Annotated in this window: 14 protein-coding genes; 8 read left to right on the top strand and 6 right to left on the bottom strand. The window is 54.6% G+C overall.

What is annotated here, in order from left to right; genetic code table 11:
* Positions 1–31 precede the first annotated feature (31 nt).
* Positions 32–712, top strand: a complete 681-nt coding sequence (hprR, locus tag FOV68_RS11345; protein WP_143990867.1) for a response regulator transcription factor HprR — start codon at positions 32–34, stop codon at positions 710–712.
* Complete coding sequence (locus FOV68_RS11340; RefSeq protein ID WP_143990866.1) at positions 705–2,063, top strand: heavy metal sensor histidine kinase; 1,359 nt, start codon at positions 705–707, stop codon at positions 2,061–2,063. The genes hprR and FOV68_RS11340 overlap by 8 nt, the downstream gene beginning before the upstream one ends.
* 262 nt (positions 2,064–2,325) lie before the next feature.
* Here FOV68_RS11340 and FOV68_RS11335 read toward each other — a convergent pair whose 3' ends face one another.
* On the bottom strand, positions 2,326–2,619 hold the full coding sequence (locus FOV68_RS11335; protein ID WP_039389020.1) for a DUF1330 domain-containing protein: 294 nt from the start codon (positions 2,617–2,619) through the stop codon (positions 2,326–2,328).
* Between the two features lie 379 nt (positions 2,620–2,998).
* Between FOV68_RS11335 and FOV68_RS11330 the strand changes: the two genes are divergently transcribed.
* From FOV68_RS11330 to FOV68_RS11315, 4 genes are all read left to right on the top strand, one after another.
* A complete protein-coding gene (locus FOV68_RS11330; protein ID WP_039389022.1) occupies positions 2,999–3,907 on the top strand; it encodes a LysR family transcriptional regulator in 909 nt (302 codons plus the stop codon).
* A 144-nt stretch (positions 3,908–4,051) separates the two neighbouring features.
* Complete coding sequence (locus FOV68_RS11325) at positions 4,052–4,612, top strand: YfiR family protein (protein ID WP_083069568.1); 561 nt, start codon at positions 4,052–4,054, stop codon at positions 4,610–4,612.
* A gap of 1 nt (position 4,613) precedes the next feature.
* Complete coding sequence (locus tag FOV68_RS11320; protein ID WP_143990865.1) at positions 4,614–5,822, top strand: diguanylate cyclase domain-containing protein; 1,209 nt, start codon at positions 4,614–4,616, stop codon at positions 5,820–5,822.
* A 2-nt stretch (positions 5,823–5,824) separates the two neighbouring features.
* Positions 5,825–6,298 carry an OmpA family protein gene (locus tag FOV68_RS11315; protein WP_134161454.1) on the top strand — a complete coding sequence of 158 codons (474 nt, stop codon included), beginning with the start codon at positions 5,825–5,827 and terminating at the stop codon, positions 6,296–6,298.
* A gap of 158 nt (positions 6,299–6,456) precedes the next feature.
* Here FOV68_RS11315 and FOV68_RS11310 read toward each other — a convergent pair whose 3' ends face one another.
* From FOV68_RS11310 to FOV68_RS11295, 4 genes are all read right to left on the bottom strand, one after another.
* A complete protein-coding gene (locus FOV68_RS11310) occupies positions 6,457–7,467 on the bottom strand; it encodes a Gfo/Idh/MocA family protein (RefSeq protein WP_039389031.1) in 1,011 nt (336 codons plus the stop codon).
* A 9-nt stretch (positions 7,468–7,476) separates the two neighbouring features.
* Positions 7,477–8,304, bottom strand: a complete 828-nt coding sequence (locus FOV68_RS11305) for a TIM barrel protein (protein ID WP_039389033.1) — start codon at positions 8,302–8,304, stop codon at positions 7,477–7,479.
* Positions 8,305–8,402: 98 nt separating this feature from the next.
* Positions 8,403–9,851: a sugar porter family MFS transporter gene (locus FOV68_RS11300; RefSeq protein ID WP_022624758.1), complete on the bottom strand. Its 1,449-nt coding sequence runs from the start codon at positions 9,849–9,851 to the stop codon at positions 8,403–8,405.
* 321 nt (positions 9,852–10,172) lie between these two features.
* Complete coding sequence (locus FOV68_RS11295; RefSeq protein WP_134161453.1) at positions 10,173–11,075, bottom strand: LysR family transcriptional regulator; 903 nt, start codon at positions 11,073–11,075, stop codon at positions 10,173–10,175.
* A gap of 100 nt (positions 11,076–11,175) precedes the next feature.
* Here FOV68_RS11295 and FOV68_RS11290 point away from each other — a divergent pair, with 100 nt between their 5' ends.
* Together FOV68_RS11290 and FOV68_RS11285 are read left to right on the top strand one after the other, a co-directional pair.
* Positions 11,176–12,243 carry an SDR family oxidoreductase gene (locus FOV68_RS11290; RefSeq protein WP_022624759.1) on the top strand — a complete coding sequence of 356 codons (1,068 nt, stop codon included), beginning with the start codon at positions 11,176–11,178 and terminating at the stop codon, positions 12,241–12,243.
* 88 nt (positions 12,244–12,331) lie between these two features.
* Entirely contained in the window at positions 12,332–12,988 is a 657-nt protein-coding gene (locus FOV68_RS11285) for an SDR family oxidoreductase (protein WP_031592422.1), read from the top strand.
* A 326-nt stretch (positions 12,989–13,314) separates the two neighbouring features.
* Here the strand turns inward: FOV68_RS11285 and fumA are convergent, their stop codons facing one another.
* On the bottom strand, positions 13,315–14,961 hold the full coding sequence (gene fumA, locus FOV68_RS11280; RefSeq protein WP_143990864.1) for a class I fumarate hydratase FumA: 1,647 nt from the start codon (positions 14,959–14,961) through the stop codon (positions 13,315–13,317).
* Positions 14,962–15,074: the final 113 nt, after the last annotated feature.

Raw genomic sequence — 15,074 nt, 5'->3', positions numbered from 1 at the left:
GCGGTCATAAATTTCATGGCAAACTGCGCCGATGAAACTATTACTGATTGAAGATAACCAGAAGGCGAGCGCCTGGGTGCGTAAAGGGCTGGAAGAAGCGGGCTATATCGTGGATTACGCCGCAGACGGACGGGATGGCCTGCATCTGGGGCTGTCCCATCCCTACAGCCTGGTGATACTGGATATTATGCTGCCGGGAATGGATGGGTGGCAGGTGCTGAAAACCCTGCGTACCGCCAGTCAGATTCCGGTGATTTGCCTCACAGCCAGAGACTCGGTGGATGATCGGGTGAAAGGGCTGGAACTGGGGGCCAATGATTACCTGGTTAAGCCGTTCTCTTTTGCAGAGTTGCTGGCTCGGGTAAGGAATCAGCTCCGGCAGCAGCAGCCGCACAGTAGCGTACTGCGGGTAGGCGATCTGGTGCTGGACTCAGCGCGCTTTCAGGTTGTGCGTGACAGTGTCACTCTGACGCTGACGCGCAAAGAGTTCATGCTGTTATGGCTGCTCGCCAGCCGTCACGGTGAGATTCTGCCCCGGACGCTGCTGGCCAGCGAAATCTGGGGTGTTAATTTCGACAGTGAAACCAATATCGTTGATGTTGCTATCCGCCGTCTGCGCCGTAAAGTCGACGATCCCTTTCCTCAAAAGCTCATCACTACGGTAAGGGGCATGGGATATTGCCTGTCAGAAAAAGGAGGCGAGAGTGACTAGCCCTTCTCTGACGCTGCGGCTGACGGCGATTTTTACGCTAATCATGGCGATGGCCTGTGGCGGCATCAGCCTGATTCTGTATAAAGCGTTACGCAGCGAACTGGTCTGGCGGGACGATCAAACGCTGATTAACCGGGCGGCGCAGTTAAGACAACTGCTTGAAGATGGTGCCCATCCCAGCTCGCTGCCGCTCTACTTCAACCGGATGGTCGATATCCATCAGGACATTCTCAGCATCCGCTCGCAGCATGAGCAAAATGTCAGTATTAATCATACCGGGATAACGTTGCCTGCGATCCCGCCCACGCCGGTCAGCACGCCACCCAGTGAGAAACAGCTGCACCGCTGGATCAATGCGGATAAGACGGAAGCGTCGGCGTTAAGCCTGCAGGCAAACTCCTCGCTCGGGCCGGTAACCATTACGCTTGCCCGGGTCGCGCGGGAGCGGGCATTGATGCTGGAGCGTTATCGCCAGCAAAGCATTCTGGTTTCACTGGCGGCCATTTTGCTGTGCGCCGCTGTCAGTCCGCTGTTGATTCGCAGAGGGCTAAGGGCGATCGGCCGGTTAAGTAAGATCGTGGCAGAAACGGCCAGTGACCGGTTAAATCAGCCCGTGCCGCTTCAGGCTATCCCGCAGGAGCTGCTACCGATTGGCAATGCGCTTAACGCTATGCGTCAGCGCTTATCCACGGACTTTATCCGTCTGACCCAGTTTGCCGACGATCTGGCGCACGAAATCCGCACGCCCATTAATGTGTTACTGGGCCAGAATCAGGTCGCGCTGGGTCATGAACGCTCAGCCGCTGAATATCAGACGCTGCTCGAAGGCAACATTGAAGAGCTGGAGAGTCTGTCGCGTCTGACTGAAAACATTCTCTTCCTGGCTCGCGCCACGCACCACAATATCAGACTCAATAAACAGGACTTCCTGCTGCAGGATGCGCTGGAAGCGCTGATCGACTTTCTTGAACCGGTTGCGGAAGAGCAGGAGAAGGTCATTGAGCTGAGCGCCGCAGGCAGCCTCACCGCGGATAAAATGCTGTTCCAGCGTGCGATGAGTAATCTGTTGATCAACGCCATTCGTTACTCACCAGAAAAAGGCACGATTCAGGTCAGTACCTGTCATCACGCTGACTACGTTGAGATTGAGGTGTCGAACGCGGGCGAAGCGCTGGAGGAACCTGAAAAATTATTTGAACGCTTCTGGCGGGGCGATAACGTCCGTCATACGGCGGGAAGCGGGCTGGGACTGTCGCTGGTGCGCGCAATCGCCGCTTTACATGGCGGAAGTGCTTATTACCGGCATGAGAACGGGCACACTATCTTTGGCCTGCGCCTGCCCCGAAAGTGAGCGCCTGTACGAAAACCTTATCGATGCTGCTTTGATGAAAGCAGAGGGGGGATGAAAGCGATCTGCGGAAGTCATTAAGTCAGAAACAGCCCCCCCTTGCCTGTTGCACGCTACCTTACCGGCACGGTGGTCAGGTAGCGTCAATTGTCAGAATATCCCTCGTCGCTTTCTCCGGTAAATCCCGGCACTACTCAGCATGCTGATGACATCCTGCGGGCCCCAGGTTCGCTGGAGTCTGCATCGGCACATGACGGTGAACCGTTTAAAGGCTGGCCCCTTCAACCAGCACAAACGTCCCGTGCGCAGCCCCTGCACGTAAAAGCCTGGCAGCCTGATACGCAGGGCTTTTATAAAAACGTCTGGCTTCGGCAAAAGATTCAAACTCAAACACCACATGCCGTTCATGCGCCTCGCCCTCCAGATTTTCATACTGCCCTGACCAGGCAACGATCTTCGGATTAAACGCCTGAATGGCTTCGCCTGCAGCTCTGGCATAGTCAGCGTATGCGACAGGGTCCGATACGGTCACGTGAGCGATTAAATAACCTTTGTTCATTTCTCTTTTCCTTCCTGACAGGGGGTAAAATCCAGCGTAAGGCAGCGCGACTGGCGTGCACCAAACCCGGAATGGGGGTTAAGCTTTCAACTCTTCCTTCGGGTCAACGGATTGAGTGGTGAGTAACCACCTTTTCACTGAGTGCTTCCCGGTACTCTGAGCCATGTTTGCCGCGGAATCGGCAGTGATCTGAGCCAGTGCTTATGTACATAAACCTGCATGGCAGTTCGCAACGGCGTTAAGCCTTCAGAGAGACGATTCCCCTTCATAACGTTCAGATCGCGTTCTGCAATATCCGCGGTGTGAAAGCAGTCTATTACCCATTAATATGGTGATAAATAACGTAAGAATTAACGCACTGTTACTCCTAAGGGGAACAATGAAAAACCTTGAGGCGCTGATTATTTTTGCACGCGTGGCGGAAATGAAGAGTTTTACTCAGGCAGCTGAAAGCCTGGGTATTCAGAAAGGACGCGCCTCATTAGTGGTGCGCGAACTCGAAAGGGAGACAGGCGCGACGCTTCTGCATCGCACCACGCGAACAGTGCAATTAACGGAAGATGGACGGGCTTTTTATTCACGCGCACGCGATTTGCTATCGGAAGCCGAAGAGTTACAGTCCATGTTCTCTCACGAGGGGATGTCACTGCGGGGCAGGATACGCGTTGATATGCCTGCCGTGCTGGCACAAGGCGTGGTGATCCCTGCGCTGCCGCAGTTGCTGGAGGCACACCCTGAACTGGAGATCGAGCTTTCAAGTACCGATCGGCGCGTTGATTTAGTGCATGAAGGGTTTGATTGTGTCATCCGTCTGGGGCCAATCGTTGATGACACGCTTATTGCTCGCCCGCTGGGGCAGCTGCGCATGATCAATGCCGCCAGTCCGGGCTATCTGGCGCGCTTCGGAGTACCGCAGACGATTGATGATCTGCTCAGTCAGGGACACCAGATGGTTCATTACCAGCGGAGCTTTGGTTCGAAGCCAGATGGCTGGGAGTATCCGGCGGATGACGGCTATCAATTGCTGATGTTACCCGGCGCCATAAGGGTCAACAGCGTACCGGCCTATCATGAGGCGGGACTGGCCGGGCTGGGCTTGATCCAGGGCGGTTACTCCACACTGGCGCCCTATATTGAGCGCGGTGCGCTGGTTGAAGTCCTTCCCGATCTGCGCCCTGAGCCGCTCAGTGCCTCTTTTGTTGTCGCACACCGACGAAATCTGTCGCGGCGTGTCAGAGCCTTTATGCACTGGACAGAAGAAATTTTAAAACCTTATTTTGACAGATAGCACAGTGATTCTTACGCCAGATAAAAATACAACAACAGGGTATGTGGCGAACCAAACCAGAAGTACAAATTTAATCAGCGCTATGCTAATATTTCCACGCTTATTAAAGCGTCCTGCCATGCGTAAAATTTTTGGGAACGCAGTATGATCGATAAATATCAAATTCATCATGAAGTCGATGTGCTGCTTTTCATACGCCACATCTGCAAACTCGTTTATACGGGACTTATTTTGCTGCTGCTTATTCCTCATATTGCCAGTGCCGAAATAAAAGATGACAAAGCCAATGATATCGTCAGTGGTATTATCAGCTTCACCCAATGGACCGGCTTAAAACAACCGCCTCAATTATGTATTTTTTCTTCAGCCCGGCATCTCTCCTTGCCGGACACTGCCTCCTCAGCGGCAGCCACATTTACCGTTGTTTATCTTGCCAGCGCAGGCGAGCTGCCGTCGCACAGATGCGACGCCGTCTATTTCGGCGATCAGACGTCACAACAGCAGGTGGACCTGATTCAGCAGTTTAAGGGCAGAGCCGTCCTTACCCTCGCGGAGAACAATGCGGATTGCACGCGGGGCGCCGCGTTTTGCCTGATTTTTCATCCGGGCCATACGCTTTTTTCCGTTAACCTTGATTCGCTTGCCAGAAGCGGTGTCAGGGTAAGTCCGGACGTGCTTTTGCTGTCCCGCGAGAGAAGCGAATAAAATGAAATTCGATAAATTAAAAAATGAAAAATCATCGATACGCAATAAACTGCGAAAAATAAGCACCATCAACGCTGCGGTGATATTACTGTTGTGCTGGCTGTTGCTCTCCTCGACGTCGCTGCTATTTATTAAAAATTACGAGAAGCGAAACCTTGAATTAATCGGCGCAACCCTCAGCACCACGCTGACCGCTGCGACCGTTTTTTCCGACAGTTACGATGCGCACAATAAAATTGCCCGGCTCGGCAATGAAGGGATGTACGCGTCTGCGAAACTGGTCACTAAAGATCAAATTGTTCTGGTCAACTGGCATGCTCAGCAGGAGCAGACGGGCTGGTATTCGCGGTTATTGCGTGAGTGGATTTATCTTAAACCGCTTAACGTCAGTATCATTCACTCTGACGTTGCTGTCGGTACATTAACGCTGGAAGGCACCGTGACCGGCGCGGTGAGTTTCATTCGATACTCCTTCATGATTCTGACCAGCGGTATGCTATGTGTACTGATTATCTCCCTTTTGCTGAGTGAATTTCTGCATCGGGGTATGCTCGCTACGCTGCGCAACATTACCAGTTCGATTCACTATGTGATTCATTCCGGTGATTTTTCCTTGCGTATACCGGAGAGCACGACGAGTGAGTTTCAGCTATTTTCAGATGACCTGAATTCGTTGCTGAGGGAAATGCAATCGCTGAAGGCTTCGCTTATGCGGGATAATCGCTCGCTGGCAGCCAAAGCGCTGGAGGACCCGTTAACCGGTCTTGCAAACCGCAGCGCCTTTGCTGCTCACCTTTCCCGGCTTCTCGACCAGCAATATGCCGAGGAGCGTTTTGCCTTACTCTTTCTTGATGGCGATCGCTTTAAAAGTATCAATGATAACTGGGGCCATGCCGCCGGGGATGAGGTATTAAAAGCGATAGCTACACGGCTGTTATCACTGGCATCTGAACAGGATTTAGTCGCCCGGTTAGGTGGGGATGAATTTGCCATGCTGGTGAGCAGTCAGGTCAGTGAGGAGCAATTACAACAACTCATGCAGGACATCCATGACCTCATCATGGAAAAAATCATTCTTGCAGAAGGTACGCCGATAAATACCTCGGTTACCATTGGCTACGCCTGGTCACAACACGGCGATACGGTTGAGTCGATTCTCGAACGCGCCGACATGAATATGTACAAAAATAAGCGAACAAATAAGGCTTAAAGATGAAAAAGAATATTTCCCTGATGCTGCTTATTTTGGCGCTGGTTGGTTGTCAGTCTAAAGAACGTTTTAGTGAGGCGCAGATCGCAGCGATGAAGCGTGCGGGATTCACTCAAAATAGGGAAGGCTGGGGATTAGGCTTATCAGACAAGATCCTGTTTGGTGTAAACGAATCAGAACTTACACTCTCCAGCAAAAGTAACATTCAGGGGATGGCAAAAAACCTGGCGTCGACCGGTATTAAGCATGTGCGAATTGACGGGCACACCGATAATTACGGCAAACCGGATTATAACCAACAGCTATCGCTAAAAAGAGCTAACGCAGTCGCGGCACAGTGGGCGGAAGGGGCTGCTATACCGCGCGACAATATTATTACACGTGGATTAGGCATGAGTGCACCGGTTACCAGCAACAATAGCGCGCAGGGACGCGCGCAAAATCGGCGTGTGGCAATTGTGATTACTGCGCCGTGATAATGAGTTAACAGTGAGCAGTGCTGCGCGCTCAGGCCGTCATGACTCAATGTCCTGCCTGGCGGCTTTATCCGGTTACCGATGATGCGTGAAAAGCCGCTGGAAAAGGTGAAGCGGAGGGGAAAATGCACGGCGGAACCCGCCGTGCAGTGTTGCTATCAACGATAAAACGCCGGTCTTGCTGGCATAGTGACCGGCACAATCTCACCGGAAGTCTGGGCCGCGACGCAGGCATCAGCGGCCACCGCGGCGGCGTAACCATCCCAGGCTGAAGGACCGGTCATCTCACCGCTGATGACGTTGTTGATAAATGCCTGTAACTCCACGTCATACGCATCGATAAAGCGCTTTTTCCAGTCAGTCAGAATGGTGGTGGAGAGCTTAGCCGCGCTGCGCAGCTGCACAGAGACCGGCTCCGGCAGACGAGCAATGCCGCTTTCACCCACCACTTCACACTGAATATCGTAACCATATTCACAGTTCACGAAGATTTCGACATCAATGCGCGCCCCTTTGGTGGTCTCAAGCAGCACGATTTGCGGATCGCGCAGATGTGACGACGCCTTACGGGTTTTACGCGGGAAGATCACCTGCACGCTGGCATAGTCATCATCCAGCAGCCAGCGCAGCACATCGAGTTCGTGGATCAGTGTGTCGGTGATCGCCATGTCGGTGGTGTAGCTGTCGCCCACTTCCGGATTGCGGTGTGCGCAGTGCAGCATCAAAGGCTCGCCAATTTCGCCGCTGTCGATCACCGCTTTTAGTGCGCGATAGCCGCTGTCATAAGGGCGCATAAACCCGACCTGCACCAGCTGGCGTCCTGCCTTAATTTCTGCTTCCACAATGTTCATGCAGCCCTGCGCGGTGACCGCCAGCGGTTTTTCGCAGAACACCGCTTTACCCGCCTCAATGCAGGCCAGCACAAAGGCTTCATGCGTCGGCCCCCAGGAGGTGACCAGCACCGCATTGACCTGCGGATCGTTAATCAGATCGATAGCATTGTCATAAATGCGCGCTTCCGGCGTCAGCTCGTTAACGATTTGCTGGCAGTTGTCACGGTTGATATCGTTAAGCGCCACCACGCGCGCATTCTGTAACACGGTGCTGCAACGGCGGATGTGTTCGCGACCGATTGCGCCGGTGCCGATGACGCCAATATTAATAGTCATGATAATTCCTTAAGCTGAGTGGTTTAACAGCTGGATGCTGTCGCGAATTTCGCGGGCAATGTCCGCGTCCTGCCAGCTGTTCATCACTGAGGAGAACGGCTCAAAGGCGTAAAGGCCGGTGTAACCCATCTTCTCCAGTCGCTCGACCTGCTGCTTGCTGCGCAACCGGTCGTCCGCGCTGAGCATGATGCGTTCTTCGTCGGTTAGCTGATTAACCGGGCGCGGGTCGGTGACGCCGGAAAGGTGAACCAGACCGATCTGCTGAATATCGATCTCCTGTTCGAAAGTCTGTTCCGCATCTTCAAACAGATGATGATGGAAGGTATCGATCAGCAATCTGAACGGCACTCCCGCTTCATGGATCAGCGTCTGAGCCTGAGTCGCCGAACGCAGCGAGCTTTGCGGGAAGCCCAGCGGTTCCACCAGCCCCTGAATACCTGCCTCAGCGAACAGCGGGGCCAGGGTTTTCAGCGCGTTTACGGTATCGGCAGCGCTGATCGGCGTACCGTCATTAAGCGGGCAGAGCACCAGCGATTCAGCGCCGACCGCCTGCGCATCACTTAACAGCTGGCGGGTGCGTTGCAGCACCTCTTCATTCAGCTGATTAAAGGGGTAGAGCGCATTAATGGTCACAATCCGGATGCCTGACTCACGCGCCAGGGCTTTTACCTCATCGCCAGTGAGATCGTCGGTGACGCGGCCACTGGGCATATCATTACGCAGTTCGACATTATGAATACCGAGCTGGCTGACCAGTTTAAAAAACTGCGGAAGGGTGAGGCTGGGCGCAATTTTACGGTTGATGCAAAAGCGCGCGTTGGGAATATTCAGGCTCATAACAATTTCCTTGAATGTAGGGGTACAGTGTTAATAGCAATCGGGTAGTCAGCGTAATGACGCGGGCCGTGAGTTATTCAATACGGACGTTTCAGGCACTATTTCTTGCCGTTGCCGTTATAAAGCGCATAGAAATAATGCTCGACCTGCTCAAGACTTCTTCCCCGGGTCTCGGGAATAAACTTCACAACAAAAACAGAACCGCCAATGCCGATAGCCGCGAATATAAAGAAGGCTCCGGCCAGACCAAATGCGGCTAATAACAGCGGGAAGGCCATGGAGATAGCGAAGTTGGCGATCCACAGCGAGAAGACTGCGCCACCCATACAGATGCCTCGCATCCGGGCGGGGAAGATTTCCGACAGCAGCAGCCAGGTAACGGGTGACAATGCGCCCTGCTGGAAGCAGAGAAACATCAGCATCCCCGCCAGCACCAGATAAGCCCGCAGCAGGTTGACCGTGCCGTTGAGGTATTCCGGCATCAGCCAGCAGACCAGCCCGATAAAGAACAGGCAGCAGGTGCAGCCCATCTGTCCGATTAACACCAGCGGACGACGTCCCACTTTGCCGATTAGCCAGATACCCGCCAGCGTCATCACCACGGAAATCACGCCATTGGCGATGGTGGCGAACAGCGCGGCATCGTTGCTCAGTCCGGCGGCGGTCAGCATGGTGGGGGCGTAATACATAATGGTATTCACCCCGGTCAGCTGCTGGATGGCGGCAATACCCACGCCCAGCAGGAAGATTTTCATCAGCCAGGGTGTGGCGAGATCGCGCAGGCGGCCTTTGCCCCGCTGACGGTTCTCTTCGATGGTTTCCTCAATCTCTTCCAGTTCCCACTCGACATCGTCGGCGGCACGGGTTTTTTCCAGCACCTCACGCGCTGCCTGACTGCGACCTTTCATCACGTGCCAGCGCGGGGTTTCAGGCATAAAAATCATGCCGATCCAGAGCAGAACAGCGGGGACAATCGACAGCGCCAGCATCCAGCGCCAGGTATTTTCGCCGCCCCAGATATCGTTAAAGGTGGCGTTGGAGATGTACGCCAGCAGCTGACCGCTGACGATCATCAGCTCCTGCAGGGTGACCAGCTGGCCACGTTTATTGGCGGGGGCGATTTCTGCGATGTAGACCGGCACGGTCGCGGCAGCACCCCCCACGGCAAAGCCCAGGAACAGGCGAGAAGCGATCATCCAGGTGACATCTGGCGCCAGGGCCGAGCCGACAGCGCCAAAAGCGAAGATAAGCGCCAGCGCAATGATAATGCGTCGTCTGCCGAGGCCATCCGCCAGATGACCGGCTGCCAGCGCGCCGAAGGCTGCTCCAAACAGCAGGGAACTGGTGACCAGTCCGGTGGTAAATGGGGTGAGATGCAGATCGCCGCGCATAAACAGCAACGCGCCCGAGACCACACCGGTGTCATAACCAAACAGCAATCCACCCAGGGTGGCGACCAGCGCAATAATCTTCACAAAAGGCTCGGTGCGGGTGGTGCTATTTGGACCGGATGCCGGGTTCGACGAGATATAAAGTTCTTTTTCCATGAATACTCCTGGTAATAACGGCAAAGACAAAACGTCAGAACATGAAGAAGACATCACCCTACTGATATTTTTATTTCGGGTTAAATTATATTTGAAACTTAGTTTTCATTATGTGAGCTCAACCCTTCCGCCCTTTTTATTTTGATGGGATTCCATCAGAGCAAAAATAAAAACATTTAAATTAAGCGGGTTATAGGGGAGAGTGATAAGTTACCGGCGGTTCAGACGGGGCAGAACAGGGGGGAATCAGCGGCTGGAAAGAGTAAATGATCGCGGTCAGGATGAAACATCCCAACCACGATAAACAGATAGCAGGGTGGGTTAGCGGATTTCCAGTGCGGTGAGCGCCGATAACAGTGCATCGACCTTAGGCAGGAACTGTTTACGGCGTGGCCACACCACGCTCAGCGTCAGCCCGTCGGGCTGCAGCTGCGGCAAAATAATCTCCAGGTCGCCCTGTTTCATGGCGTGCTGAATCAGCCACGAGGGCATTTGTGCCACACCCAGCCCGGCGATGACAGCCTGCAGCTGGGCATCAACGTCGCCCAGTGCCAGCCGGTACGGCACCTCGCGCCAGTGCGGCTGACCATCTTCGGTGGTGAACAGCCAGGGTTTGCTGCTGCCATCTACACGCTCATAAAGGATGGCGCGATGGTTCAGCAGCGCCGCCTCATCTTCAGGTCGTCCCTCGCGTGCCAGATAAGCGGGTGAGGCACAGAACTGCATCTGCTCGCGGCCCATATTACGCCAGCCCAGCGAAGCAGGCAGGTCGGGCGCGCCGCCGATCCGTACCGCCACATCCACGCCCTCTTCAAACAGGTCAACAAAGCGGTCAGAAAAACTCAGGCTCAGAGCCAGTTCCGGGTGTTGCTGACAAAAGGGCATCAGCAGCGGCAACACATTGAGGCGGCCATAGGTGGTGGGCACCGCCAGGCGCAGGCGACCGGAAGGAATGGTTCGCTGTGCCGCCAGCACCGCTTCGGCTTCGGCCAGATCCTCCAGAATGCGCAGGCAGGTCTGGTAATAGGCGCTGCCCGCGTCGGTGAGGTGCAGGCTCCGCGTGGTGCGCTCCAGCAGTCGCGAGCCTAATCGCGTCTCCAGGCGGCTGACGCTTTTACTGATCGCCGATCCGGTCACGTGCAAACGCTCCGCAGCGGCGGTAAAACTGCCACACTCTACGCTGGCAACAAACGGCAGAATATCTTTGAGGCGATGATCGTGCATCGATTAATGAACTCAGGTTGAGAATGCTGTGAATAAATGCCAGAGATAAGAACTGAATTCTCTATTAGGCTTAGCATTACGCAAAATGAGGAGAAATCAAATGAAAAAGCACGCTTTGATTGTGGGCATCAGTGGCGTTATTGGTCGCGCACTGGCAGATAAATTACAGCAGGAAGGCTGGCAGGTCAGCGGTCTGTCACGCGGACGTGGCGCGGTACCTGAAGGTGTTACCAGCCTGACGGCCGATCTGACCGATGCAGATGCCGTCCGTGACGCGCTGAAGACAGTGAAACCGGATGCGCTTTTCTTTAGCGTCTGGGCGCGTCAGGAAAATGAAAAAGAGAATATCCGCGTTAACGGCGGCATGGTGCGGAATGTGATTGAAGCACTCGGCGACCGTTTACAGGGTTCGCATGTGGCGCTGGTTACCGGACTGAAGCACTACCTGGGTCCGTTTGAAGCATACGGTAAAGGCGCTGTACCGGTCACGCCGTTCCGTGAAGAGCAGGGCCGTCAGCCGGTCGATAACTTCTATTACGCGCAGGAAGATGAAGTGTTTGCTGGCGCAGAGAAGTATGACTACCGCTGGAGTGTGCATCGACCACACACCATCATCGGTTATGCCGTGGGCAATGCGATGAATATGGGTCAGACGCTGGCGGTCTACGCGACGCTGTGTAAGGAGAAGGGCTGGCCGTTTATCTTCCCTGGCTCACCCGAGCAGTGGAACGGTGTGGCTGACATGACCGATGCCGGTCTGCTGGCTGAGCAGTTGCACTGGGCGGCGACCTCACCCAATGCCGCTAATCAGGATTTCAATGCGGTAAACGGCGATGTGTTCCGCTGGAACTGGATGTGGCCAAAACTGGCTGACTATTTCGGCATTGAGGCAGCGGAATACCCGGCGCAGATGATGCCGCTGGAAGATCGCATGCAGGAAGCCGCCAGTGCGTGGCAGGCGATTGCAGAGCAGCATCAGTTGCGTGAATCGGATGTGACCAGGCTGGCTTCCTGGTGGCATACCGATGCCGACCTGGGACGTCCGATGGAAGCCTTTACCGATATGAGTAAGAGCCGCAAAGCGGGCTTCACCGGCTATCGCAGCACGCTCGACTCCTTTACTCAGCTGTTTGATAAGCTGAAAGCGGAAAAAGTGATCCCGCAATAACCCAGCAGGCGCCGCATCAGGCGCCTGTTTTGTTTCTGGCTGCTAGCTATACTCTGGCACTCAATCAGTAAATAGAGGATTGGATCCTATGGCGACATGTTTCATTATCGGCGCAGCGGGCAAAGTGGGCCAAAAGCTGACCCGTCAGCTGAGCAGTAAAGGCCATACAGTGACGGCGCTGCACCGCAAACCGGAACAGGCAGAGACGCTGCAGGCCGCAGGAGCTAAACCGGTGGCTGGCGATATTCAGCAGCTGAGCGTGACGGCACTGGCAGATATGATGACCGGTCACGATGTGGCTGTCTTCACGGCGGGTGCGGGCGGTGCCGGGATCGAGCTGACCAATGCCATCGACGGAGAAGGACTGAAACTCGCGGTAGCCGCAGCAGAGCAGGCGGGGGTATCACGCTTTATGCTGGTTTCCGCTTTCCCGGATGCGGGTCGCGGTAAAACACCCTCAGAGGGATTTGAGAATTACATGCGGGTGAAACGTCTGGCGGATGCGGAACTGGTGGCGAGTAAGCTGGAGTGGGTAATCCTGCGACCGGGTACGCTGACCGATGAAGCCGGTACGGGTCGGGTTCATGCCGATCTGGCGATTCCGTATGGTGAGATCCCGCGCGAAGATGTGGCGGCGACACTGGTCGGTCTGATTGAAAATCCGGCGATTAAATATCAGATCATTGAACTCACCAAAGGTGATGTGCAGATTGATGTGGCGTTGCAGCGGTTGCAGCGAGGCTAAAAAAAACCGTTCGGGGTTTTAATCTATAGTGAAAGTCGGGCTCGTATCGCTTCAGGATTGAGCCGTACTCAGGGAACACGGTCAGATCGGAAAGACGCAAAAGCCGTCATCCATGACACCCTCGGCCCGCGCCGTCCCTGGCGCGGGACGCTTTCCTCCTCTGACCGTGTTCCCTGTGCGTTAAGCTTATGAGTTGCTGCCGGATTAACTCCGCTTTGGTTTATGAACGTGTTTACGACTCAGGCACAGTCTGGCAACGAAACGATCCCGATTTTTCCAAGAAAAAAGCCCCGAATTCGGGGCTTTTTTCATTCTTAACGCATGTGCTACTTAACGCATTTCGCGCAGTGCGCGCGCTCAATGTGCTGGAAGAAATCGTTACCTTTGTCATCGACCAGGATAAAGGCAGGGAAGTTCTCCACCTCGATTTTCCAGATCGCTTCCATTCCCAGCTCGGGATACTCCACGCATTCCAGACTTTTAATGCTCTGCTGCGCCAGCACCGCTGCCGGACCACCAATGCTGCCGAGATAGAAGCCGCCATGTTTATGACAGGCATCCGTCACCTGCTGGCTGCGATTGCCCTTCGCCAGCATGATCTTGCTTCCGCCGTGCGCCTGCAGCAGATCCACGTAGGAATCCATACGACCGGCAGTGGTCGGGCCGAGTGAACCAGAAGCATAACCTTCAGGCGTCTTCGCCGGGCCAGCGTAATACACCGGATGATCTTTGATGTACTGCGGTAATCCTTCGCCGTTATCGATGCGCTCTTTGAGTTTTGCATGTGCAATATCGCGCGCCACGATAATGGTGCCGGTCAGTGACAGGCGGGTTGAAACCGGATAAGAGGACAGTTGCGCCAGAATCTCTTCCATTGGGCGGTTGAGATCAACCTGCAACGCTTCACCTTCGCCCTGCTGACGCAGCGCTTCCGGGATCAGGCGGCCTGGGTTGGCTTCCAGTTTCTCAATCCAGATACCTTCACGGTTAATCTTCGCTTTGATGTTACGGTCGGCCGAGCAGGAGACGCCCATGCCGATCGGGCAGGAGGCGCCGTGACGTGGCAGACGCACCACGCGGATATCGTGTGCAAAATATTTGCCGCCAAACTGCGCACCCAGACCGAGCTGCTGCGCCGCTTCCAGCAGTTCCTGCTCCAGCTGAACGTCGCGGAAAGCCTGACCGTGCTCGTTGCCTTCAGTGGGCAGCCCGTCGTAATAGTGAGTTGAGGCGAGCTTTACGGTTTTCAGAGTGCTTTCAGCCGAGGTGCCGCCGATGACAAACGCAATATGGTAGGGCGGACAGGCCGAGGTGCCGAGGGTACGCATCTTATCTACAAGGTAATTTTTCAGCTTGCCCGGACTCAGCAGCGCTTTGGTTTCCTGATAGAGATAGGTTTTATTGGCGGAACCGCCACCTTTGGCGATACAGAGGAACTTGTACTCATCGCCATCCACGCTGTAGAGGTCGATCTGCGCTGGCAGGTTAGTGCCGGTATTCACCTCTTTATACATATCCAGGGCGGCATTCTGCGAATAGCGCAGGTTATCTTCGATATAGGTGTTGTAGATACCCTGTGACAGCGCAGCTTCATCACCGCCGCCGGTCCAGACGCGCTGGCCCTTTTTGCCCATGATGATCGCGGTGCCGGTATCCTGACAGGTCGGCAGCACGCCTTTGGCGGCAATTTCAGAGTTCCTTAAAAACTGCAGGGCGACATATTTATCATTGTCGCTGGCTTCCGGGTCATCAAGGATGGAGGCGACCTGCTGCTGGTGGGCCGGACGCAGCATAAAAGAGGCGTCGTGGAACGCCTGCTGGCTCAGTAACGTCAGTGCCTGTGGATCGACTTTAAGGATCTCCTGACCCTCAAACTCGGAGACGGAGACATGCTCACGACTCAGCAGATAGTATTCGGTATCTTCGTGGGACAGCGGGAAAGGGTTCTGATAGACAAAAGGCTTGTTCGACATTTTTTCTCACTTAATGACCGGCTGAACCTCCGCGGACAGGCTGCGGGGCGCAACATCATAGGCGAATTAATTGTTTATTATGCTTCCCCACCGCGGGTGCGGTGGGGAAGTGC

The organism is Pantoea sp. paga (genome assembly GCF_007558755.1).
GTDB classification, from domain to species: Bacteria; Pseudomonadota; Gammaproteobacteria; order Enterobacterales; family Enterobacteriaceae; genus Pantoea; species Pantoea agglomerans.
The sequence above is the reverse complement of the archived record's forward strand: the minus strand, read 5'-3'. Positions and strand labels throughout refer to the sequence as shown.